The following is a 24,003-nucleotide window of genomic DNA, read 5'->3' on the forward strand; positions in this document are numbered from 1 at the left end:
CAGGCTACCCAGCCGGGCGGGCGCGGGCGACGACCTCCTCGGGGGTCAACGGCGCCTTCGGGTGGTGCGTCAGGCACAGCGGGGTGCGGACCTTGACGAACGAGAATCCCTCCCCGGCGGCGTAGAACTCACCGCTGTTGAGCAGGCCGATGTCCGGCAGCCGCCCGCCCTTGGCCTCGGCGAGCTGCCGGGCCGCGTCGATCTGCGCCGGCGCGTTGAGCAGACCGAAGAACTGCGTGGTCGCGTTGCCGGAGATCTGGTTGTGCAGACCCTTGGGCGCCTGGGTGGCGAAGACCAGCCCGAGCCCGTACTTGCGGGCCTGCGAGGCCAGCGCGATCGAGCTGGCGGTGCAGGCCGTGGTGCCTGTCGACGGCGCGAGCGTCTGCGCCTCGTCCATCACGAACAGCCCACCCAGCGGTCGGTCACCGGCGGGGTGCCGCTTGATCCACGCGAAGAGCGCCATCTGCAACTGGTTGACGAAGCTCTGTCGCTCCTGATCCGAGGTGAGGCCGACGAAGCTGATCACCGACACCCGAGCCCGCCGACCCGGCGACGGCGTCAGCAGCAGCCCCGGGTCGGCCGGCGCGCCGACCCCGCCGAAGAGCGGATCGGTGACCATCGCCGCCTTGAGCGCCTCGGCCAGCTCCTCGGCGAGCTTCCCGGCGCGGGCCAGCCGGCTGACCCCCTCGGGCAGGTCGGCGAGGAACTCGGTGAAGCCGGGCAGGCCCACCATTCCGCTGCGGGCGTACGCCTGGAGGGCCTCGGTGAGGACGGCCTTGCCCTGCTGGGCGAGCCTGCTCGACCTGTCGACACTGGCCCGTGGCGCGAGCGCCTCCACGGCGGAGCGGACCGCCTGGTCGAACTCGTCGGGCCAGTCCCGCAGTGAGGTGAAGTCGGGCAGCGGCTGGAAGCTCAGCGGCCGACCGGCGGTGACCCGTGGCGTCCACACCACCACCTCGGTGTGTGCGAGGTAGTCGGCGGCGCGTTCGGCGTCGCCGGGGCCCCAGCCGCTCGGCGGCTCGGGCCACGCGTCGCCGAGCCGGGCCAGGTCGTTGTTGGGGTCGAGCACGATCGCGGAGACCCCCTCGCGGGCGCACTCCTCGACCAGCCGACGGATGAGCACGGTCTTGCCCGAGCCGGACCCGGCGAACACGACGGCGTGGCGGCGCAGCGACTCCAGGGGCACCGTGAACTGGTGACCGCCGCCGACGGTCCGCCCCAGCCTGACGGCCCGACCGCCGGCGTCGACCGTGTGGTCGACCGGGTCAGCGGGTCCCGGCCCGGTCGACGGACCATCCGCCACGTCGGCGACCGGCACGTCTGTCGGGTCGGATTCGGGGCCGACCGACGGTGGCTCGCCGTCGTCAGGCGTCGTCGGCGGGGCACCGCCGCCCGTCCCGTCGGGCCCCGGCAGGACCGCGCGGAACAGCTCGGTGCCGCTGGCCGGACGACGGGCCACCAGCCACTCCTGCAGGGCGGTGGACGGCTCGGTCGCCATCACCCGCAGCGCCGCGAAGACCCGCAGGTCCGCCTCCGACACGGCACACCGCAGGCCGCCGGCCGCGTCGAAGCCGGTCAACACCTCGGTCGTACGCTTCCCGGTCGGCCACGGACCGTTGCGCAGCAGGATCAACCGCCGTTGTGGCAGGTCCCGGTCCAACCCGGCCAGTGTGCACGCGGCCTTGACCCGGGCGGTGACGGCGACGGCGTTGGGGTGCGCGATGGCCCGGAAACACCAGTGCGCCTCGTTCTCGGTGGCCTCGTCGAGCACCTCGATCAGCCGCCCGTGCAGCGCGGGCTTGCGCCCGGGCGGCGGATCGTACTTGTAGGTGGCGCCGGTCGGCGCCTGCTCGGCGATCCAGGCGGCCAGGCCGGCGGCGAGCAGCGGCGGCATGTGCTCGTCCTCGCCCGCCGGGTCGACGGCGCCCGACACGTCCGCCGCCTCGACCAGCTCGGCGAACCGTGCGTCCAACTCGCGCAGGCGGCGCTCGTCCGTCGTCGGGTCACCGGAGGCGCCACGGGCGGTGCTCACCGTCGGCGTCGAGTCGGCGCCCTCGATGAGCCGGTCGAGCTCGACCACCTCGTCGCGGTCACGGCACCACGCGATGTGGCGGTCCACCCGGCGGAGCAGGGCGCGCGGCGTCAGGGTGGGTGCGTCGGCGAAGGCGGCGGGGGCGATCGGCCAGGTGGGGTGCGGTGGCCCGAAGTACATACCCGCGAACGCGGCGGAGAGGCGCTTCGCCACGATCGCCTGCCCGATCTCCGGGGTGGGGATCCGGTCCGGCAGGGTCGAGGTACGGAAGCGGTCGCCGACCGGGGTGGGCGCGGTGCGGGTCATCAGCACCCAGGTGTCCGGCAGGCACGAGACGACGACGAGCGTGCGGCGGGTGATGTCGCGGAGCTTGAGCAGGCCGTCGGCGATCGGGCCGAGCACCTTGGCCTGGGCGTCCTCCAGCCCCTGATGATGGTTGAGCAGTGAGGTGCTGGTCTGGGCGAACAGCGTGTCGAGCTGGTCCACGGCGATGACAGTGGGGTCCAGGGCAAGGGCCATCAGCCGGGAGATGTCCTGCACGACCTGCTGCGGGGTGCGGATCGCCGCACTCAGCCCCCACGCCGCCCGCGCGGCCGGGTCACCGGGCTCGGAGATCAGGTGGGCGTAACCGACGTCCTGCGCCTCGAAGTCGACGGCGCCGTGCAGGACGAGCGCCCGAGCGGTGTCCTGAGCGTCCCGCCCGACCTCCCGATCGCGCTCACGCAGCGCCCAGATGAAGGTGTCGAGCTGCGCCCGGGTCACCGGTCGGGTGCCGGCGACCGCGTCGCGGACCTCCAACGGCAGGCCGAGCTGGGTGGTGAGTCGACGCAGGAAGGTCTTCAGCTGGGTGCCCCAGCCGACGTGGGCGCGGCCCATCCCCTCCACCAGGGCCAGGGCCACGCTCTCCCAGAACGTCTTGCCACTGACCATGTCGACAAGGAAGAAGTACCCGCCGTCGCGCTGGATCTGTTCGCGGACAGCCCCGAGCAGGTGCGTCTTGCCGGCGCCCGCGCGGCCCTGCATGGCCACGCCGAGCGGCATGCTCGTGTCGTCGGTGCGGGCCCGCGCCACCCCGCGCAGGATCTCCGCGGCCACCTTCTCGTGCAGCTCCGGCACGTTGTGTGGACTGGGTCGCCACACGTCGTCCGGGGTGACCGCCGGGTTGAGACTCACCGCTTCCAGCGCGGCCCGCTGGTCGTCGGAGATCATGCCGGGCCGATCGCCAGGGCGTGGTTGTCCTCGTTCCCGATCCGGACGGCGGCGGCCCGGTCCCGTGCGGTCAGTGACTTGGTGTTCGCCACCGGGATGATGCGGACGTCCTCCCGGCCGACCATCGCCCGCAACGCCGCGTCCAGGGCGGCCCGGTCGGTGTCGGCGAGCCGGTCCCGGACGTCGGCGAGGCCGACCCAGGCGCCCGGCGCGGTGGCCAGATCCCGGTACGCCGAACGAACCAGCGCCTCCACCTCCGCCGCGGACACGGGTGCCGCCGCCGGGGTCGCCGGTGCCTCCTGCGGTGGCGCGCTGGCCGCCGGCGCCGTTGCCCCGGTCTGCTTGAAGAAGTCGCCGTGGCTGACCCGCAGCCGGTCCAGCGAACGGTGCAGGTTGGACAGGACGACGAACAGCGACCGGGTCGTCGAGCCGCCCTGCTTCGGCGGCGTGGCGGTGTGCAGCTGGCGTGCCACCCGCCAGCCCTCCTCGGTCAGCTCGTGCGCGAACGGCCGGTGCGTCCGGTCGGTGTCCACCAGGCCCAGGTCGACGAGCTTCTTGTTGTCCTGGCCGGTGAGTGTGAAACCGGCCAGCTCACGCAGCTCGACGTTGCTGAGTCGGCGCGCCTCGACCATCAGCACCACGAGGGCGTTGATCTGGTTCGGTGTCAGGTGCGGGACGTCCGCCGGGCTCGTCATGATGTCTCATCTCCGTGGGGGTGCGTGCCGTCCGCACGTCGCCGGGCCAGCAGCCGACGGATCCCGTCGACCACCGCCGGCGCGTCGGTCAGCACCTGCTCGTTGGTGAAGCGGAGCACGTCCAGCCCGAGGAGTCGCAGCTGCACGTCTCTCCGCCGATCGTTGGTGAAAGCGATTCGCCCACGATGCTCCGGGCCGTCCACCTCGACCGCAAGACCCTCCGCGGGCCAAAACAGATCCAGCCGGCACGCCGCGCCCAGGACATGCCACTCGTAGCGCCACCCGCAGCAGCTCCGGGTCGACGCCCGGCAGGTGACTCACCCGCCGCGTCGGCGGGCCGGCCCACCAGGCACTGTCGGCGTCGCCGATGGCCCGGACGGGGTGCGCCATGCCGGCACCCTACGACACGGACTTACGCGACAGGAGACCCGTCGGGTACAGGCGGTGCGCCGCCCTCAGCGCAGGCGACGGATGTCGCCGTACGCGCGGTAGTAACCACCGCGGCTGGACTCCCGCACCTCGGTCACCAGATAGCGGGCGCCCGGCTCGCGAATTCCCTTGGGGAACTGCACCGACCAGTCGCGCCGGTAGCCGTCGGACAGCACCTGGACCCGCAACCTTCCCCGGTCGTCCAGGCACTGCACGATGACGCCCCCGCCCGAGTCGCTCGTCACCTCGACGATCGTCGGTTGCGCCGGCTGGGGTGCCTGGCGTGGGGCCTTGATGTCGCGTACCTGCGGCACGTCCCCGGCCTGCGCCGCGCGGATCGCCGGCTCGCTCGCGTCGATGCAGGCCAGGTGGCCGCCGGTGGTGACGACGTAGAGCCGGTCGTCGTGGTACTGCATGGAGTACGCCGAGCCGCAGCCGGTGCCGAGCTTCCACAGCCGGGTGCCCGCCGCGTCGAAGCAGTAGATCGAGGACTGGCTGTCGCCGGCGAAGACGTACCGGCCGCCCTCGGCGGTGGCGCAGGAGAAGACCGGTGCGTCGCAGCGGTAGGTGCGTTCGAGTCGACCCGACTTGGACAGACGCACCACCTCGTGGGTGCCCGTCCCGGCGAACACACTGCCGTGCTCCTGCCAGCCGAAGAGCACCGAACCGGTACGGGTGTGCCACAGCTCGCCGCCGGTACGCCACTCGTAGCCGGTCACGCCCTGCGAATGACCGTGGTAGATGGCGTCGTCGTCGCACCGCACCATCCAGGCCGAACGCCCCCGCCCGGGGCGACGCCACAGGAACTCGTCCTCGTGGTCGACGGCGGTGATCCCGCCGTCGGCGTCCGAGACGCCGAGGACGCCGTCGTGGATGTCCAGCCAGTAGATGTCGATCTCCGGGGCGATCGCGTACGCCACCCGGGGCACCTTGCCGGACAGGTCGTAGACGTTGCCGTCGTCGCAGCCGGCGTAGATCCAGGCGTCGTCGGCGACGATGCACTTCACTCCGTCGGGAAGGCGGACCTGGCTGCGCACCCGCGCGTCGTGGTCGAGCGTCGTGATGACGCCGTGCTCGTTGCCGACCATGCAGTGCTGCCCGTCGACGAAGATGCCGAAGGCGGGGGCGCCGGAGTCGTAGCGCCAGAGCACCGGGGCGGTGTGGGCGGTGGAACGGGTGCTCACGATCTGCCGCCGCGACACGGTGCGCTTCTGGCGGACGCCGGGGACCGCCGGCGCATAGCCCTTGCGGACCTTCTCCCCGATCTTCTTCGCCGCGGCGGCCCGGGCGCGGGCGTTGTCCGGATAGGCGCTCGCCTTGACCTGCCCCTGGTCGCCGATCCGGCCGTAGCGCACCGTCAGTGTGGCGTTGTCGACGATGACCTCGTAGAACTTGTGCGCACCGTCCACTTCGGACAGTTCGAGGTAGGTCGTCTCCTGGGACATGGGGGGCCTCCGAGGGTCAGCGAGCGGCGCGATCCGGCCGGCGCGGCGACAGTGACCACACGCTAACGGCTACCCCCGACAGAACCGGCGTCCGGCCAGCGCAGCGCGTCGTCGCGGAGCACCGCGTGCGCGCCGACGGTCTGGTTGACGATCTGCGTCACCCGCACGTCGACCGCGATGCTGGCCAGTGCCGCCGCGTCCGCGCGGCTGAGCCCGTGCAGGCGCTGCATCAGGGTCAGCATCGCGTCCAGGGCTGTGAACGTGGCGTCGTCGAGGGACGCGCCGACGCCGAGGGTCAGCCACGCGTCCGGGGTACGGGCCACCGGGCCGGTGACCGGGAAGTCGTCGCGGACGTCGAACGTCAGCGTCACCTCGTCCATCGGACACTCGATCGCCGTGCCGCCGACCTCGCCGTCGCCCTGTGCCGCGTGCCCGTCGCCGACGGAGAACAGTGCGCCGTCCACCGGGATCGGCAGCAGGAGGGTGCTGCCGGCGGTGAGGTCCCGGCAGTCCAGGTTGCCGCCCCAGGGGCGCGGTGGGATCGTCGAGTGCCGTCCCGGCTCCACGGGTGGCATGCCGAGCACCCCCATGAAGGGCCGCAGCGCCACCGTGTGGCCATGCTGGTTGCGTCCGGTCATCGTCACCGGGTCCAGCGTCCAGGCGTGCACCACCTGTTGGTCCTGCACGCCATAGCGCTCGTTGAACCCGCTGGGCCAGCCGCCGGCCACCGTGGTTCCCCAGGTGGCCGGGATGACCGCGTCGACGCGTACCGCGAGGGTCTGACCGGGGCGAGCACCGCGGACCTTGACCGGACCGACCAACGCGTGGCCGTGGTCGGGTCGGTGCTGCGCGACCCGCGGCCGGTCCCGGTTCGCTCCGCCGGGGTACGGGCCGGCGGACCACCAGCAGTCCAGGGTGCGATAGGTGACCGTGTCGCCCGGGTCGATGGTGAGCACCGGTGGGAGATCGGGGGAGAAGTGGCCGTGCAGGCTGTCGTCCCCAGGGGTGAGGGTGTGTCGCATCAGTGCAGGCTAGTGCGGTCTGGTCCGCGCGCCGGGCCGCAGGTGCGCGGTGGGTGCCGGGCGCACCCACCGCGCACGACTCAACCTCGGCGGTGTCAGCCCGAGGTGCAGGAACGGATCTGCGGGCGGGCGCTGCTGTTGCCGTTGGTCATCGTGGTGAAGCCGAAGGTGTTGCCGCTGCCGTTGGATCGCATGGTCATGACGGTGCCGCTGCTGTCCCAGGTGGCGGTGCCGTTCCAGATGGTGGAGACCCGCTGCGGCGAGGTGATGGCCACGACCACCGTCCACGTGCTGGCGCCGCTGACCGTCACCGACGTGTTGTACCTGTCGCCCCAGACGTTGGGGGTCGTGGCGGTCGCGGTGCAGGTGCCGCCGGAGGGCGGCGGGGTGCTCGGCGGCGGGCTGCTCGGCGGCGGGGTCGTGCCGTCGGGCGCGACCGCGCGGCCGGTGGACGACGAGATCATGCCGGGGCACAGGTTGCGGCTGGTCAGGTTGGCCACGATCTGGGGGATCGCGTCGCGGGTGTTCTGGATCCCGTCGTGCATCAGGATGACCTGGCCGGCCTGGAGTCGGCTCGCGTTGGCCACGATCTGGCTGACGCTGGCGCCGTTCCAGTCCTGGGAGTCCACGTCCCAGAGCACCTGGCGCATGCCCAGTGACGACGCGACGGACTGCAGGGTGGAGTTGGTCTCGCCGTAGGGCGGCCGGAACAGTGTCGGCCGACTGCCGGTGGCCGACTGGATCGCCGAGCTGGTCTGGGACAGGTCCGACTGCATCTGGGCCTGGGACATCGAGGTCATGTGGGCGTGGTTCCAGCTGTGGTTGGCGACCCACATGCCGGCGGCCACCTGGGCCTGCGCGGCCGACCTGTTGTTCTGGACGTTCTGTCCGACGTTGAACATCGTGGCCCGTACGCCGTTGGTGCGCAGCACGTTCAGCAGCGCGCTGGTGCTGCCGGTCGGCCCGTCGTCGAAGGTGAGGCCGACGTAGCCGTTGCAGGTGGCGGCGCTCGACGGGGTCGAGGTGGCCGCGAGCACGACGCCGCACATGGCGACTGCTGTGGCGAGGACGGCGAGCGCCGCGCGCAACCGCCTCGACCACAGGGCCGTGCGGGGGAAGAGCCTGCTCATCTGGTGCCCCTTCGCGCAGGCCCGGACGCGCCCTGGTGTGCGGGCAGCACGGTCCGGACAGGTGTGGATGAGTGTTAGGTGGTGGAGCCGAGACCGCAACGAAGCCGATCGCATTGATCTGAATGGATCGGAGTATTGCAGCGAGAATTCCAACGCGTCAACAACTTCCGGAACATCCCCGTAACAAGTCAGGAGGCTGTCCAGGAGTTGGCCAGGAGCGTTCGGTGGGATTGGAGTCTTCGAGGTGTCTCGATCACGACGATCGGCGAGTCCGTCCACAGCATGATCCGGAAAGTCACCGGAAGTATCGACCGTGGATCACCGGGGCTGCCGTCACGCTGGCCGAACGGAATAGTAAAGAGTGTGAACAGATGATGTTACAGTCACTCCTGTCGATATCCGACTCGGGTGTCGACCACTGGATTCCCAGGAAGGAGTGATCACATGACGAGACTGCGCGCGCTGGTCGCGCTGGTGGCACTGATCGTCGCCGGTGGACTGGTTGCGGTCATCCCGGCCACGTCCGCTTCGGCGGCGGCCTGCTCAGCATCGTGGCAGGCGTCGGCCGTCTACTGGGGAGACGCCCAGGTGTCCCACAACGGCCGCAACTACCGGGCGAAGTGGTGGACCCAGAACGAGGCGCCGCCGGGCACGACAGGCGTCTGGGAGGACCTCGGCGCGTGCGGAGGGGGCACCACGCCGCCCACCGGGGGGACCTGTAGCTACCCGAACTGGACCGCCGGGACCTGGTACGCCACCGGGGCGATCGTGCGATACACCAACGGTCTCTACTACATCGCCGAGCACGACAATCCCGGGTACGACCCCATCGTCAGCACCTGGTACTGGGAGCCCTACACCTGTGGCGGTCAGCCACCCACCACCCCGCCCACCAACCCGGGCGGCTTCGTGGTCACCGAGGCCCAGTTCAACCAGATGTTCCCGGGTCGCAACTCGTTCTACACGTACTCCGGACTCGTCGCCGCGCTCAGCGCCTACCCGGCGTTCGCCCGCAGCGGCAGCGCCACCGTCCAGCGGCAGGAGGCCGCGGCCTTCCTGGCGAACGTGTACCACGAGACCGGCGGGCTCGTGCACATCGTCGAGCAGAACACCGCGAACTACCCGCACTACTGCGACCCCGGCCAGCCGTACGGCTGCCCCGCGGGGCAGGCCGCCTACTACGGGCGGGGGCCGATCCAGCTCAGTTGGAACTTCAACTACAACGCCGCGGGTAACGCCCTCAACCTGCCACTGCTGACCAACCCGTGGCTGGTGCAGACCGACGCCGCGGTGGCCTGGAAGACCGGCATCTGGTACTGGATGACCCAGAACGGGCCGGGCACCATGACCGCCCACAACGCGATGGTCAACGGCGCCGGGTTCGGGCAGACCATCCGCAGCATCAACGGCTCGATCGAGTGCAACGGCGGAAACCCCGCCCAGGTGCAGAGTCGCGTCACCAGGTACCAGCAGTTCGTCGGCATTCTCGGCGTGTCCGCCGGAGCCAACCTCTACTGCTGATCCGTGGCCGGGCCTCGGCGTACGTCGTCGGACGGAGTCGAGGCCCGGCACATCGGTCGCCGGGCCCGGGTGGGGCGGCGGCCGTTTCGGCACTGTCAACCCGTTGACACGGCCGTGCTGCGCCCGGAACTATCAGCGACAGTCCACCGCCCCGACTCCCGTTGCTCACGAACTCTTATGACAACGATGTCAGGGCGCCCCACCATCCGCTCCACTCTGCCCAGACGTTCGACGTACTCGACCCGGTTCGAGTCGAAAGGCTCCGTCCCCCATGTCGCACATAGCCCTCGCGCGCCCCCACTCTCGCCGCCTGACAGCGGCGACGACAGCCGCCCTGCTACCGCTGGGCCTGCTCGTCGCCGCGCCCCTGGCGAACGCCGCCCCCACCCCCGCACCACCCGGCAACTTCACCTCCTCGTTCGAGTCCGCCGACCCGCAGCCCGCCGCCAGCACCGTCGAGGTCGGCGCGAACGGAAAGCCCGTCCAGGCCAACCTGAGCGGCAAGGTCGCCACGCTGCCCGGCAGCCTGCTCGGCCAGGTCAGCGCCGTGACCGCGAGCGCCGAGAACCCACCGCGAGAGGTCGCCGCGAACCTCAAGGACGACGATCCGTCGACCAAGTGGCTCGTGTTCGCGTCCACCGGCTGGGTCACCTACCAGCTCGCCAAGCCGGCGACGGTGCTGCGCTACTCGCTGACCGCGGCCGACGACGCACCGGCCCGTGACCCGAAGGACTTCGTCGTCCAGGGGTCGAACGACGGCAACACCTGGACCGACCTGGACAAGCGCACCGGTGAGAAGTTCAGCGGGCGCTTCGCCACCAAGACGTACAGCTTCACCAACACGAACGCCTACGGCTTCTACCGGCTCAACGTCACAGCGAACTCCGGTGACTCGCTCGTGCAGCTCGCCGACTGGAACATCAGCGACGGCTCGGACGTCCGCCCACCGGCGACCCCGATGGTCAGCGTGGCGACCGCCGGCCCGAACGGCGGCTACACCACGAAGCCGGACGTCGGGTTCACCGGCCTGGCCGCGCTGCGCTACTCCGGCGGCGCCGAGGGCGACGGCCGGTCGTACGCGACCAACAAGCTGTTCGACGTCACCATCCCGGTCGGGCCGAAGACCCGACTGTCGTACAAGATCTTCCCCGAGTTCACCAACGGGGACGGCAGGTACCCGTCCACCTACGCCGCCGTCGACCTGCACTTCACCGACGGCAGCTACCTGAGTGGCCGCTCACCCGCCGACCAGCACGGCTACCCGCTCACGGGCGCGGGTCAGGGCGCCTCGAAGGTGCTCTTCGCCGACCAGTGGAACCTGGTGCAGGCCGACCTCGGCACCGTCGCGCGCGGCAAGACGATCGACCGCATCCTGCTCGCGTACGACAACCCGCAGGCCACCGGGGCGACCCGGTTCCAGGGTTGGCTCGACGACATCGAGCTGACTGCCGCACCGGCGTCGATCGACGGCTCGAAGCTGACCAACTACGTCGACACCCGACGGGGCACCAACTCGACCGGCGGTTTCTCGCGCGGCAACAACCTGCCGATCACCGCCGTGCCGAACGGCTTCAACTTCTTCACCCCGGTGACCGACGCGACCTCCAACTCGTGGGAGTACGAGTACCACCGGGTCAACAACGGGGCCAACCTGCCGATGCTCCAGGGCCTCGCGATCTCGCACGAGCCGAGCCCGTGGATGGGTGACCGCAACCAGATGTCGGTCATGCCGGTCGTCGGTGGCGGGCCGTTCACCGGTCAGCCGGCCAGCCGTGCGGTCGCCTTCCGCCACGACGACGAGACGGCACAGCCGGACCTCTACCGGGTCACGCTCCAGAACGGCCTGGTCGCGGAGGTGTCGCCCACCGACCACGCCGGGATCATGCGGTTCACCTTCCCCACCGGGCAGGCGACCGGAAGCCTCGTCTTCCACAACGGCACGTTCACCATCGGCACTGACGGCACGTTCACCGGCTGGGTCGACAACGGAAGCGGCCTGTCGGCCGGTCGGAGCCGGATGTTCGTCGCCGGCGCCTTCGACCGGGCGCCGACGGCGTCCGCCGCGACCTCCGCCACCTTCGACATCTCCGCGTCGCGGGAGGTGACGATGCGTCTCGCGACGTCGTTCCTCTCCGTCGACCAGGCGCGCCGGAACCTCGATCTGGAGGTCACCGGTAAGAGCTTCGACCAGATCCACGCCGCCGCGACGGCCGGGTGGAAGGACCGGCTCGGCCGGGTCGAGGTGCGGGGCGCCACCGAGGCGCAGCTCGTCACGATGTACTCGAACCTGTACCGGCTGAACCTCTACCCGAACTCGCAGTCGGAGAACACCGGCACCGCGGCCGCGCCGCGCTGGCAGTACGCGAGCCCGGTCTCGGCGCCGACCGGCGCGTCGACCCCCACCCAGACCGGCGCGAAGATCGTCGACGGGCAGATCTACGTCAACAACGGCTTCTGGGACACCTACCGCACCGTGTGGCCCGCCTACGCGCTGCTGTACCCGGACGTCGCCGCCAAGATCTCCGACGGGTTCGTCCAGCACTACCGCGACGGCGGCTGGATCGCCCGCTGGTCGTCGCCCGGCTACGCCGACCTCATGACCGGCACCAGCGCGAACGTGGCGCTGGCCCAGGCGTACCTCACCGGGGTCAAGCTGCCCGACCCGCTCGCGGCGTACGACGCGGCAGTCAAGGACGCGACCGTCGCGTCCGGGCGCAGCGCGGTCGGGCGCAAGGGCATCGAGAGTTCCCTGTTCCTCGGCTACACGCCGACGTCCACGGGGGAGTCGGTGTCCTGGGCGCTGGAGGGCTACATCAACGACTACGGCATCGGCAACATGGGTGCGGCGCTCGCCAAGGACCCGGCCACGCCGAAGTCGGAGCGCGCCCGGCTCCAGGAGGAGTCGCGGTACTTCCTGGAGCGGGCCCGCAACTACGTGCACCTCTTCGACCCGAAGACCAAGCTCTTCCAGGGCCGCGACGCCGCCGGCAACTTCCTCGCCGGTGACCCGCTCGACTGGGGTGGCGTCTACACCGAGACCAACGGGTGGAACTTCGCGTTCACCGCCCAGCAGGACGGTCAGGGCCTCGCCAACCTGTACGGCGGGCAGAAGGCGCTGCGGGACAAGCTCGACGCGTTCTTCACCACCCCGGAGAACGCCGACCGCCCCGGTGGGTACGGCGGCGTCATCCACGAGATGCTCGAAGCGCGCGCGGTGCGGATGGGTCAGCTCGGCATGAGCAACCAGCCGTCGCACCACATCCCGTACATGTACAACTTCGCCGGCGCACCGGCCAAGACCCAGGAGAAGGTACGGGAGATCCTGCGGCGCCTCTACGTCGGCAGTGAGATCGGCCAGGGCTACCTGGGCGACGAGGACAACGGCGAGATGTCGTCCTGGTACATCCTCAGCTCGCTGGGCATCTACCCGTTGCAGGCCGGGTCGTCCGAGTGGGCGATCGGCTCGCCGCAGTTCACCAGGATGACAGTGCACCGCAGCACCGGCGACATCGTCGTCAACGCGCCGAACAACAGCGCGGCGAACGTCTACGTGCAGGACGTGAAGGTCAACGGCAAGAAGCAGCGCGGCCTGTCCCTGGATGTGGCGGCGCTCGCCAAGGGCGGCACCATCGACTTCCAGATGGGCTCGAAGCCGTCGTCGTGGGGCAGCGGCAGGAACGACGCTCCTCCGTCGCTGACCAAGGGTGACGAGGCGCCGAAGCCGTTGCAGGACGTCACCGGCCCCGGTCTCGGTACCGCGACCGCGACCGGCGGTCAGGACGCGTCGAAGCTGTTCGACGACTCGTCGACCACCCAGCTGACCTTCACCTCGGCGACCCCGCAGATCACCTGGGCCTTCCGTGGTGGCAAGCAGAAGCCGAAGTACTACACGGTCACGTCCGGGGCCGGTGCGGGCGATCCGGCGGACTGGCGCCTGCAGGGCTCCAACGACGGCCTCACCTGGACCACAGTGGACTCCCGCGCGGGCCAGGTGTTCCCGTGGCGCAACCAGACCCGCCCGTACTCGATCGACAAGCCGGGACGGTTCGCGCAGTTCCGCCTCGCCGTCACGAAGACCGTCGGCGCCGCGCAGACCAACCTGGCCGAGGTCGAACTGCTCGCCGGGGGCGACCTCGACCTCGGCGGCGGCGACATCACCGTCACCGCCGCGGACGGCGTGCACGCGACCACCGGCGTACCCGTCTCGGTGCCGCTGGCCACTGTCACCGGCGGCGACGCCAGCGGCTACCAGGCCACGATCGACTGGGGTGACGGCACGCCGGTCACCGCCGGCACCGTGACGTTGAGCTCGCGGGCCGTCTACCGCATCGGTGGGTCGCACACCTACACCACGCCGGGCTACCACCAGGCGAACGTCACGGTGACCGACGGCGAGAGCCAGAGCTCCGCGACGGTCGGCGTCGAGGTGGCGTACGCCCCGGCCTCCGGTCTCACCGCCGCGTTCGACAACGTCTGCGTCGGTGACGAAGGGGTCCTCGCGGCAGACTGTGACGCCAAGTCGTGGGCGTACTCGCGAGCCGCCCTGGCGGCGGGCGGTGTGACCCAGGGCCAGTCGCAGCAGGTTCCCGGAACGGCACTGCGGTTCACACTGCCGGTGATCCCGGCCGGGCAGCCGGACAACGCCACGGGTAACGGGGCGACCGTCGTACTCGACCTTCCCGAGGACGCGAAGAGCATCTCGCTCATCGGTGCCGGAACACAGGGCAACCAGAGCACCACCGGCACGGCGACGTTCAGCGACGGCAGCACGGCCAGCATCCCGATCCAGTTCAGTGACTGGACGCTGGGCGGCAACGCCAACGGCACCCCGTCCTACGGCAACATCATCGTTGCCCGGACGGCGTACCGGCTGCTGGGCACGAGCCGCGACGGCGCTCAGCCGTTCCTGTTCGCCACCGCGCCGTACCAGATCCCGGCGGGCAAGACGCTTGTGTCGGTGACCCTTCCGACGCAGACCGGCGACCCTCGCTCGGCGGGTCGGATCCACCTGTTCGCCGTGGCCAACGACGGCACGCCCGCACCGGCCCTGGCGACCGTCGCCCCGAAGAACCAGACGGCCACCGCCGGGCGGGCCCTCGCGGCGAACCTCGGTGCGGTGACCGGCGGCGTTCCCGGTACGACGGGCTACCACGCTCGCGTCCAGTGGGGTGACGGCACGGTTCCGGACGACGTGACGATCGGCGCGTCCGGCGCGATGAGCGGCCAGCACACCTACGCACGTGAGGGCACCTACACGGTGCGCGTCACCGCGTGGGACACGCTGTCCAGCAGCACCGAGTCCTTCACCGTGACAGTGGCCCGGGGCGGGTCGCAGCCGGCGATCGCGCTGTCCGCGTCCGGCACCGTCGCCACCGGTGGCGCGATCACCGTCGACGGCAGCGGCTTCGCCGCCGGCGAGCAGGTGACCGTCAGCGTCGGCACCGACCCGGGCCGGACCATGAAGGTCGCGGCCTCCGCGACGGGAACGGTCCGCGCTTCGGTGCCGACCTCGGGTGACGCGCAACCCGGCCGGTACGCCGTCACCGCGACGGGCGCGTCCTCGCGTACGCCGGCCACGGCCACCGTTCAGGTGACCGGGGAGCCGGAGGCGCGGACCTACCAGCCGCGGGTGGCGCTGCTGACCACCTCGGGGCCGCGCGGCACGTCGATCACGGTCGACGGTTCCGGGTTCGCTCCGAACGAGGCGGTCACGATCACCTTCGGGGGAGGACTCGCGGTCAGCACTGTGCGCGCGAACGGTGACGGCGTCATCTCCGGTGCGACGGTGAGCGTTCCGGGTGCGGCGAAGGCGGGCGCGACAAGCGTCACGTTGAACGGTGCCACGTCGGCGACGACGGTGTCCCGACCGTTCACCGTCACCGGCTGACACCGAACCGGGGACAGTACAGCCTCGTGGGGGCGGGCCGTGATCACGGCCCGCCCCCACGAGCGGTGGTCGACGGACTCAGTGCGGCGGCAGCAGCGCGTCGACCAGGTCGCGCAGCGGCCCGACCAGGTCCTGCTCGGAGGCGGAACTCAGCGGCTCCAGGCGGATCGACGACCGCAGCACCGCGACCCCGATGCCGGCGGCGAGGACCATCTGGGCGCGCAGCAGGATCTGTTCGCTGCCCGGTTCGCCCTGACGCCAGCCGCGAGCCGCCGCCAGTTGTTCGCTGGAACGGACCAGGACGCCGCGCCGGATCTCGTCGGCACCCGCATCCCCGGATGACCGCAACAGCAGTGAGAGCTGACTCGACAGACCCGCCGCGCCGAGGTCGGCGATGTGCCGGGCGATCGCCTCGGGCACCTGGTCGGCGGGCGTCTGGCCGGTCGTCCGGCGCAACTCGTCGCCCGCGGCCCGCAGGCACGCCTCGAACAGGCCCTCCTTGGACGTGAAATAGCGGCTGATGAGCGCCACGTTGACGCCCGCGTCATCGGCGATGTCCCGGACGGTCGTGGCCGCGTAGCCGTCCCGGGCGAACCGCTGGCGCGCGGCGTCGAGCAGGAGCTGGCGGGTCTCGGCCGCGTCCCGACGCCGACGCTGGGCCGGTTCGCCGGCGGTGCTGCTGGTCGCGGGGACAGGCGGTTCTGCTGCTGTCACGACGCGTCCTCTCTTCGCTCTGGTCGGGTCGGCGCTGCCGGCACTCAGGGGCGCGGTGCAGCCACTGAGCGCGAAGTAAACATATGTTGACTTACGGGCCAACGCAAGCTCCGGAGCGCTCCGACGTGACGTAAACGACTGTTGACATGGGCCTCCGGCTGCGCATACTGGCTAAGTCAGCAAATGTTTACATCTAGCTTCGGGGATTTCATGACCCACACCCTCGAGGAGCCGACCCACCTCGGCTCCGCACCCAGCGCGGCCCCGCGCGCCAACAGCACCCTTCTGGTGCTGTACCTGTCGCTGGGCGGCCTGGCGTTCGCGGTGCTCCAGTCGCTGGTGGCGCCCGCGCTGTCGACAATCGGAAGAGACCTGGGCGTCTCGACCGGAGACATCAGCTGGGTGCTCACGGCGTACCTGTTGGCCGCCTCGGTGCTGACGCCCATCCTCGGACGTCTCGGCGACATGGTCGGCAAGCGTCGGGTCCTCATCGGCGTCCTCGCGGCCCTCGCCGCGGGCACCCTGCTCGCCGCTCTGGCCCCCAACCTGACCGTGCTGATCGTCGCGCGGGCGCTCCAGGGAGCCGCCGGAGCGATCCTGCCGCTGTCGATCGGCATCGTCCGCGACCAACTGCCCCGGGAGAAGGTCGGCGTCACCGTCGGCCTGCTGTCGGCGATCTTCGGTGTCGGCGCCGGTGTCGGCATCGTGGCCGCCGGCCCGATCGTGGAGCACCTGTCGTGGCACTGGCTGTTCTGGCTGCCGCTGGTCCTCGTCGTCGTCGCGCTGCTCGGAGCCATCTTCGGGATGCCTGAGTCGCGGGTCCGCACGCCCGGGCGGCTCGACATGCTCGGCGCGGCCATCCTGTCGGTGTCGCTGGTCTCGCTGCTGCTGGCCGTGAGCAAGGGACAGGGCTGGGGCTGGACGGAGCCGAAGACCATCGGCCTGTTCGTGCTCGGTGCGGTCGCGATGGTGGTGTTCGTCCGGGTCGAGCTTCGGGTACGCGAGCCGCTCATCGACATGCGCCTGATGCGGATTCGCGGTGTCTGGGCCACCGACCTCGTCGCCCTGATCCTCGGTTTCGCGATGTTCGGGACGTTCGTGCTCGTGCCGACCCTGCTCCAACTTCCCGCGGCCACCGGCTACGGGTTCGGCAAGACGGTGTCCCAGGCGGGCCTGTTCCTGCTGCCCACCGTCCTGATGATGGTGGTCTTCGGTCCCCTCGCGGGCCTGCTGGACCGCCGCTTCGGTCCCAAGGTTCCGATGTTCCTCGGCACTGTCGCGGTCGTCGTCGCGTTCGCGCTGCCGGCGGTCGCGCACGGCGCGACCTGGCAGGTGCTGCTCTCCGGGGTGCTCACCGGCGCCGGCATCGGCCTGGCGTTCGCGGCGATGTCCAACGCCATCATCGAGAGCGTCCCGGCCGGGCAGACCGGCGAGGCGAGCGGCGTCAACACCATCGCGCGGACCATCGGCAGCAGCATCGGCGCGGCGGTCGTCGCGGCCGTCATCACGTCGAACAGCACACCTCAGGGGCTGCCCACCGACGCGGCGTTCACCGCCGGCTTCTGGGTCTGCGCGGGCGTCGCCGTCCTGGCCGTCTTCGCGGCGCTCGCCCTGCCCTCGGCGCGTCGCCGCCACGAACAGGCAGTCGCCGCCGGTGTCGACGACCTTCCGCCCGAGCCGGTCGAGTTGCACCTGCCCCACCGGCAGCACTGAGCGAGCGGCTGACAGTCGCCCAACGCCACGCAGGCCGTGTCCACCAGGAGTGGACACGGCCTGCGCCGTCGGTGCGACCTCAAGCTGTTCGCGGCGCGCCCAGTCGGAGCTGCCAGCGCGTGCCCTGGCTGGTGAGCCGGACGATCGCCAACGGCTCCACGTCCACCTGCCGGTACGTCGCGGTCGGCAGACCGAGGGCGTGCACGACCGCGATCCGGATCACCAGTGGGTGGGTGACCGCGACAACGCGTCGACCGGCCCCGCGCTGCTCGTCCAGCCAGCTTCCGACCCGATCCCGTACGGCCGTGACGGATTCGCCGCCGTGCGGCGCCGAGTCCGGTGCGGACAGCCAGTCCCGCAGCGACTGCGGCTGGCTGCCGGCGATCTCCTCGAGGGAGCGTCCGGACCAGTCGCCGTAGTCACAGTCGGCCAATGCCGTCTCGATCGTCGGCAGCAGGCCGAAGGCGGTGGCGGTCTGTCGGGCCGCCGCCGCCGGGCTGGACAGGCAGGTGTCGCTCACGCCGAGGTGCCCGCGCCGATCCGGATCGGCGCGGGCCTGGGCGAGAGCGGCACGAAGGCCACCCTCGTCCAGGCCGTCGTCGGTGCCGCCGAAGCGGGCCCGGCGCAGGGCGGTGGTGTGACCGTGGGCGACCAGCCGGAGGCTGGTGCCGGTCACGTGCTCGGCAGCGCGGTGGCGACCCGGCGACGCCGCTCGTGGTGCATCAAAGCCGCGAACAGCAGGCCGATGCCGGTCCAGAGCACGACCTGGGTGCCGAGCGAGGCCAGCCGGAAATTCCACAGCAGGGTCGCGGGGAAGTCGGCCGGAACCTCCTGGAAGGACGGCATCACCACGTAGGACACTGCGGTGACCAGCAGGAATCCACCCACAGCCGCAGCGGCGCGCAGCCACTGCGGCGCCTGGGCGCCGACCGACCGGTAACCCAGGGAACCGGCCCACACGGCCACCAGCCCGAGCACCACCATCAACAGGTAGGTGACGGTCCGTTGGTTGATGGTGGCCGGGTCGCCGACCGCCGGCGGGTTCGCCGGATACTTGAGGAACGGCACGATCACCGCGCCGAGCAGCGCCGCGCCGGCCAGCAGCAGGCCCGACCGCCCGTCGTCGTCGCCGCGCCGCCGACGGGACAGCAGGACGTACGCGGTGGCCAGCAGGCCACCCATCGCGGCCCCGAACAGGCTGGTGGCCAGGATCAGGCCACCGCGCTGACCCGTCCGGCTGACCAGGGCGTCCTCGTGATCGTGCGCACCGGCGGCGGGCTCGACGTGCGCCGCTGCCTCCTCGATGGCGATGGCCGCCTCGACGTGCGGTTCGCCAGCGACGTACGCGAACGCCCCGGCGAGCAGCCCGGCGATCAGACCGGCGAGCAGGCCGCGGACGAGGACGGCGACGAACGGGGGAGTGGTGGTGGTGTTCAGTGGCACGGGACACCCAGCAGGTGCCTGCCGTCGTGCATCAGCTCGTGCAGGTACATCCCGCTGCGCGACACCGCCCCCTGGTCGAAGGCGACGAGGTACGTCAGCAGGGCGAGCACGGCAACCGTCGCGAGAGCCGTCCACAGGAGACGGGCACTGCCAGCGGGGTGCACCACCGGCTGGCTGGAAGCGGAACTAGACATGAATACACGAACCTCCCCAGGGATGACGCGTCCCCATCGCAAGGCTGCGGACGACCGAGCGTCCTGGCTCGCGGCCCCCACTTGAGGTGGGAGCCGCTCACAGTGGCGCGACCGCGCCGGATTCACACCGGCTTCCCTCGCGTCGCCGCAGATAGTGGGTCGACGGTAGCGGTGCCACCTCGGGCGGTCAACCCGCACCCGCGCCAACGCGCCGGTACGTCTATCAAGCAGACCAGCCGTGGCCACCACATGGATTCGTCAGACCATACTGCGACACTGTCGGAAGCCGGTTAGGGCGCGCGTTCCGCCACTCAGGAGCATCCTGTTACCGCTAACATGGTCAACCTGCCAGATTGGTCCTGTGGCTCCGGGTCGACCCGGAGGGGTCCGGTCAGTGGCTGGGCGGGGTGTGGGGTGGACGTGAACGCGCCAGGACGGGTCCGATGACGGCCGGCGAGGTCGTGCGACGACCGGGCATCGTCGACGCGCATCATCACCTCTGGGTCCGCTCCCGGCATCCGCAGCCCTGGATCGATCCGCACACCATGGCCGTGATCGACGACGACTTCACGCCGGTCGAGCTGGCTCCGGCGACCCGCGCCGCCGGGGTCACCCAGACCGTGGTCGTACAGTCCGTCGCGGTCCGGTCGGAGACGCCCGAGCTGCTCGGCATCGCGGCCGACGACCCTCTCATCGCCGGGGTCGTCGGCTGGGTCGACCTCACCGCCGCCGATGTCGGCCATCGCCTCGACCGACTGCGCAAGGCGCGGGGCGGCGAGCGGCTGGTCGGGATCCGCCACCTGGTCCAGTCCGAGCCCGACCCGGCCTATCTCGACCGCCCCGACGTGCGGCGGGGCATCGCCGCGGTCGGTGCCGCCGGCCTCGCCTTCGACCTCCTGGTGCGCCATTGGCAGCTACCGGCGGCCACCCGGCTCGTCCGCGACCTGCCGCAGGTGCGGTTCGTCCTCGACCACCTCGGCAAGCCCCCGCTCGGGCGCGCCGATGTCGCTGACTGGCGCCGCGACCTGCGGGCGCTCGCGGCCGAGCCCAACACGACGGCGAAGCTCTCCGGCCTGGTGGCCGAGGTGGACGGCGCGTCCTGGACGACGGCCGACCTGCGGCCCGCTGTCGAGCACGCCCTCGACGTGTTCGGGCCGGATCGGCTGATGTTCGGCTCGGACTGGCCGGTGTGCCTGCTCGCCACCTCGTACGCCCGCTGGGTCACGGCCCTGGGTGACCTGCTGGACCCGCTCTCCGACGTCGAGCGGGCGGCGATCTGGCGTCAGACCGCGAGCCGGGTGTACCGCTTGGCCCCGTCCTGACGCGACAGCGGCTTCCTGACTGGGGACATAGCATGTTATCGATAACATGCTTACGGCAGCGGTCGATGCCGGTTTGGTCAGATGTATGCCGCGCGTGCCGCAGGTAACGATGGCAAAACATGGCCGCAAGACCTTGGCAACGTACGTGAATGCGTGGCATCGTAACGCCTGATCGTGGGAAACATCCGACCTATCTCTGAGGGTTGTGCGGGGCACTGAGCCGCACCGTCATCCGAGCGGGTCGGTCGCTCACAGGCGTTCGGCTCGTCGGCGGGTCCCGCCGGGTGCCGGCGCCACGCTTGGGGAGGTCAGATCCGACGATGAGTAGCGCCGAGGCAACCGCCGGCACGCAGCGCGGCGAACTCAGCGACTGGTTCCGGGAACGGATCTCCCACGCCGTCTCCGAGTTCACCGCCGCGACCGCGTTGGTCGTCCTGTTCATCGCCCTGACCTTCGCGAGTCCGTACTTCCTGACCGCTGACAACCTCTTCAACATCGGGGCGCAGACGGCGGTGATCGCCATCATCGCCACGGCCCAGACGATGGTCATCATCACGAAGGGCATCGACCTGTCCGTGGGGTCGGTCGCCGCGCTCGCCGGCGTGGTGGGCGCGATGGTCGTGCGCGACCTCGGCTTTCCACTGTGGGCGGCGACGGCTGTCGCGATCGGCGTCGGCGCGCTGGCCGGGCTGCTGAACGGTCTGCTGGTGACGGTGGCCCGGATCCCGCCGTTCATCGCCACGTTGGGCACGATGTCCGTGGGCCGGGGTCTCGTCTTCATCATCACCGGCGCGGTCGGCGTCTACGGCCTGCCCCGATCGTTCCAACTGCTCGGCAACGGGGAGATCATCGGCATTCCGTTCGCCGTGGTGATCACCGTCCTGGTCGCCGTCGGGGTCGCCTTCCTGCTCTCCCAGACCCGTTTCGGTCAGTACACCTACGCGATGGGCTCCAATCTGGAGGCGGCCCGCCGCTCCGGCATCCGGGTGGGTCGGCACCTGACCGGGGTGTACGTGCTGGCCGGCGTGCTGGTCGGGCTGGGCGGCATGATCGCCGCCTCCCGGGTCAACTCCGGCCAGCCCAACTACGGCATCTCGCTGGAGCTCGACGTCATCGCCGCGGCTGTCATCGGCGGAGCGAGCCTGTTCGGCGGGCAGGGCCGGATCGTCGGGACCATCATCGGCGCGTTCCTCATCGCCCTGGTCCGCAACGGCGCCGTCCTGCTCGACATCAGCATCCACTACCAGCAGGTGATCGTCGGCCTGATCATCTGGGCCGCCGTCTACTTCGACCAGTACCGCCGCCGGCGGCTGGAATCACGGGGTTGACATGCCATTTCGAGAGTCCGAACGAGGAAGGACACACACCATGGCGCACACCACCACCAGCCGACGGACGCGAGGACCAGTCCTGCGCGCGCAGGCGATCCTGGCCGCGGCCGCGGCGATCGCTCTGCTCAGCGCCTGCGGCGGGGTCGAGGTCCGTGACGGCGGCGACGGCGCGACCAAGGATGCGAGCGGCCCGCTGAAGCTCGCCGTCGTACCCAAGGCGGTCGGGGCCGACTACTGGAACACGGTCAAGGCGGGCGCCGAGTGCGCCGCGCAGCGCGCGGGGAACGTCACCGTCCAGTGGGACGGAGTGACCACCGAGACCGACGTCGAGGGCCAGGTCAACCTGATCCAGAACTTCGTCACCAAGAAGGTCGACGGCATCGTCTACGCGGCGACCGACTCCAGCGCGCTGGCACCCGCGACCGACCAGGCGCTCAGCGCCAACATCCCGGTCGCCATGATCGACTCTGGCACCAGCCCGCAGCCGTCGACTGTGCCCCTCTTCGCCACCGACAACCGCGCTTCGGCAACCGAGGCGGCGAAGCTGCTCGCCACCGAACTCGGCCCCGGCAACCACGAGGTGGCGCTCGTCGAGTTCCAGCCCGGATCGCAGACCAACACCGAGCGGGTCGACGGCTTCAAGGCCGGCCTCGCCCAGTACCCCAACCTGAAGCTCGTCGGCCAGCAGCCGAGCCGCAGTGACGTCAACGAGGCCCGACGGGTCACCGAGAACATCCTCACCGCCAACCCCAAACTCGCAGGCGTCTTCGCGGCCAACGAGCCGAGCGTGCTCGGTGCCGCGCAGGCCATCCAGGCGGCCGGAAAGTCCGGCAAGGTGGTCATCATCGGCTGGGACGCGGCCCCGGACGAGATCGCCGGGGTGCGCAACGGCCAGATCTCCGCGCTGGTCGTGCAGAACCCGTTCAAGATGGGCTACTTCGGCGTCGACAAGATGGTCAAGCACCTTCGGGACAAGACGCCGCTGGCGTCGGCCGACACCGGCGTCACGTTCGTCACCAAGGAGAACATCGACTCGGCGGAGATCAAGGCGGTGCTCGAACCCAGCTGCGCCAACCCGCCGGTGCAGTGATGGGCGCCATTCCAACGGCCACCGCCGACAGCGATCAGCAACCCACCGACGCGGAACCACCTGTCCTCGAGGCCCGCGGCATCGTCAAGCGGTTCGGGCACGTCGAGGCGTTGCGGGGCGCCGACTTCACGGTCCGCCGGGGTGAGGTCGTCGCGTTGATCGGTGACAACGGCGCCGGAAAGAGCACCCTGATCAAGACCCTGTCCGGTGTGCATCCGCCGGACGAGGGCGAGATCCGGGTCGGCGGCCGTCCGGTGCAGTTCTCCACTCCGGTCGACGCCCGGCGGGCCGGGGTGGAGACCGTCTACCAGGATCTCGCCGTCGCCGACGACCTCAGCGTGGCCGCCAACCTGTATCTCGGCCGGGAGATCCTGCGCTCCGGACCACTCGGTCGGCTCGGGCTGTTGGACAAGCGCGCCATGCGGCAGGGCGCCGCCGCCGCCCTCGACGAACTGGGCGTACGGATCCCCCGGGTCACCACGCCGATCGCGATGCTGTCCGGTGGGCAGCGACAGTGCGTCGCGGTGGCCCGCGCCATCATCTGGGCGACAAACGTGGTCATCCTCGATGAGCCCACCGCAGCGCTGGGCGTGGTCCAGACCGGGCGGGTGCTCGATGTCGTCAGGCGTGCCCGCGACGCGGGCATGTCGGTGGTGCTGGTGAGCCACAACATGCCGCAGGTGCTGGAGATCGCCGACCGCGTCGAGGTGCTGCGCCTCGGCCGGCGTGCGGCCCAACTACGCGCCGACGAGGTCACCACCGACGACCTGGTCGCGGCGATGACCGGCAGCACCAGCGCGGATCGCGACGAGCGGTGACGGCGGCC

The 24,003-nt window shown here is 70.8% G+C and carries 17 protein-coding genes and 1 riboswitch; of the genes, 7 read left to right on the plus strand and 10 right to left on the minus strand.

The genetic code is table 11. The features are described from left to right. Nucleotides 1-4: 4 nt before the first annotated feature. The 6 genes from ACQP0U_RS12800 to ACQP0U_RS12825 all read right to left on the minus strand — a co-directional run bounded on the left by ACQP0U_RS12800 (nt 5) and on the right by ACQP0U_RS12825 (nt 7,962). Nucleotides 5-3,241, minus strand: coding sequence for an ATP-binding protein (locus ACQP0U_RS12800; protein WP_433318712.1), 3,237 nt, complete (start codon nt 3,239-3,241; stop codon nt 5-7). Continuing rightward, nucleotides 3,238-3,936 (minus strand): hypothetical protein, encoded by a 699-nt coding sequence (locus ACQP0U_RS12805; protein ID WP_433318715.1) that lies wholly within the window; start codon nt 3,934-3,936, stop codon nt 3,238-3,240. Before ACQP0U_RS12805 ends, ACQP0U_RS12800 begins: the two co-directional genes overlap by 4 nt. Beyond that, nucleotides 3,933-4,139: a DUF559 domain-containing protein gene (locus tag ACQP0U_RS12810; protein WP_433318718.1), complete on the minus strand. Its 207-nt coding sequence runs from the start codon at nt 4,137-4,139 to the stop codon at nt 3,933-3,935. Before ACQP0U_RS12810 ends, ACQP0U_RS12805 begins: the two co-directional genes overlap by 4 nt. Before the next feature lie 252 nt (nt 4,140-4,391). Beyond that, complete coding sequence (locus ACQP0U_RS12815; RefSeq protein ID WP_433318721.1) at nt 4,392-5,810, minus strand: PQQ-binding-like beta-propeller repeat protein; 1,419 nt, start codon at nt 5,808-5,810, stop codon at nt 4,392-4,394. Nucleotides 5,811-5,872: 62 nt separating this feature from the next. After that, nucleotides 5,873-6,832 carry an acetamidase/formamidase family protein gene (locus ACQP0U_RS12820; RefSeq protein WP_433318724.1) on the minus strand — a complete coding sequence of 320 codons (960 nt, stop codon included), beginning with the start codon at nt 6,830-6,832 and terminating at the stop codon, nt 5,873-5,875. A gap of 95 nt (nt 6,833-6,927) precedes the next feature. Continuing rightward, complete coding sequence (locus tag ACQP0U_RS12825) at nt 6,928-7,962, minus strand: polysaccharide deacetylase family protein (protein WP_433318727.1); 1,035 nt, start codon at nt 7,960-7,962, stop codon at nt 6,928-6,930. 444 nt (nt 7,963-8,406) lie between these two features. On the opposite strand from ACQP0U_RS12825, the gene ACQP0U_RS12830 reads away from it, so the two are divergent. Next, entirely contained in the window at nt 8,407-9,483 is a 1,077-nt protein-coding gene (locus ACQP0U_RS12830; RefSeq protein ID WP_433318730.1) for a glycoside hydrolase family 19 protein, read from the plus strand. 271 nt (nt 9,484-9,754) lie between these two features. Further along, complete coding sequence (locus ACQP0U_RS12835) at nt 9,755-15,370, plus strand: GH92 family glycosyl hydrolase (protein WP_433318733.1); 5,616 nt, start codon at nt 9,755-9,757, stop codon at nt 15,368-15,370. A gap of 78 nt (nt 15,371-15,448) precedes the next feature. Here the strand turns inward: ACQP0U_RS12835 and ACQP0U_RS12840 are convergent, their stop codons facing one another. Then, nucleotides 15,449-16,084 carry a TetR family transcriptional regulator gene (locus ACQP0U_RS12840; RefSeq protein ID WP_433318735.1) on the minus strand — a complete coding sequence of 212 codons (636 nt, stop codon included), beginning with the start codon at nt 16,082-16,084 and terminating at the stop codon, nt 15,449-15,451. 210 nt (nt 16,085-16,294) lie between these two features. On the opposite strand from ACQP0U_RS12840, the gene ACQP0U_RS12845 reads away from it, so the two are divergent. Beyond that, entirely contained in the window at nt 16,295-17,797 is a 1,503-nt protein-coding gene (locus ACQP0U_RS12845) for an MFS transporter (protein ID WP_433318738.1), read from the plus strand. A gap of 79 nt (nt 17,798-17,876) precedes the next feature. Here ACQP0U_RS12845 and ACQP0U_RS12850 read toward each other — a convergent pair whose 3' ends face one another. Genes ACQP0U_RS12850 through ACQP0U_RS12860 form a run of 3 tightly spaced genes read right to left on the minus strand, consistent with a single transcriptional unit; the run spans nt 17,877 to nt 19,434 of the window. After that, complete coding sequence (locus tag ACQP0U_RS12850; RefSeq protein ID WP_433318741.1) at nt 17,877-18,473, minus strand: histidine phosphatase family protein; 597 nt, start codon at nt 18,471-18,473, stop codon at nt 17,877-17,879. Beyond that, nucleotides 18,470-19,240 (minus strand): CbtA family protein, encoded by a 771-nt coding sequence (locus ACQP0U_RS12855; RefSeq protein ID WP_433318744.1) that lies wholly within the window; start codon nt 19,238-19,240, stop codon nt 18,470-18,472. Before ACQP0U_RS12855 ends, ACQP0U_RS12850 begins: the two co-directional genes overlap by 4 nt. Next, the gene (locus ACQP0U_RS12860) at nt 19,231-19,434 is read right to left on the minus strand and encodes a CbtB domain-containing protein (protein ID WP_433318747.1); all 204 of its coding nucleotides are present in this window, start codon (nt 19,432-19,434) and stop codon (nt 19,231-19,233) included. The genes ACQP0U_RS12855 and ACQP0U_RS12860 overlap by 10 nt, the downstream gene beginning before the upstream one ends. Before the next feature lie 35 nt (nt 19,435-19,469). Continuing rightward, nucleotides 19,470-19,613, minus strand: a riboswitch (cobalamin riboswitch). Between the two features lie 264 nt (nt 19,614-19,877). On the opposite strand from ACQP0U_RS12860, the gene ACQP0U_RS12865 reads away from it, so the two are divergent. From ACQP0U_RS12865 to ACQP0U_RS12880, 4 genes are all read left to right on the plus strand, one after another. Continuing rightward, nucleotides 19,878-20,756 carry an amidohydrolase family protein gene (locus ACQP0U_RS12865; RefSeq protein WP_433318750.1) on the plus strand — a complete coding sequence of 293 codons (879 nt, stop codon included), beginning with the start codon at nt 19,878-19,880 and terminating at the stop codon, nt 20,754-20,756. 320 nt (nt 20,757-21,076) lie between these two features. Then, complete coding sequence (locus ACQP0U_RS12870) at nt 21,077-22,084, plus strand: ABC transporter permease (protein ID WP_433318753.1); 1,008 nt, start codon at nt 21,077-21,079, stop codon at nt 22,082-22,084. A 40-nt stretch (nt 22,085-22,124) separates the two neighbouring features. Continuing rightward, nucleotides 22,125-23,177, plus strand: a complete 1,053-nt coding sequence (locus ACQP0U_RS12875) for an ABC transporter substrate-binding protein (protein WP_433318756.1) — start codon at nt 22,125-22,127, stop codon at nt 23,175-23,177. Beyond that, nucleotides 23,177-23,995 carry an ATP-binding cassette domain-containing protein gene (locus ACQP0U_RS12880; protein WP_433318759.1) on the plus strand — a complete coding sequence of 273 codons (819 nt, stop codon included), beginning with the start codon at nt 23,177-23,179 and terminating at the stop codon, nt 23,993-23,995. Before ACQP0U_RS12875 ends, ACQP0U_RS12880 begins: the two co-directional genes overlap by 1 nt. Nucleotides 23,996-24,003 lie beyond the last annotated feature (8 nt).

It is taken from the genome of Micromonospora sp. CA-269861 (assembly GCF_050948505.1).
Classification (GTDB): Bacteria; Actinomycetota; Actinomycetes; order Mycobacteriales; family Micromonosporaceae; genus Micromonospora.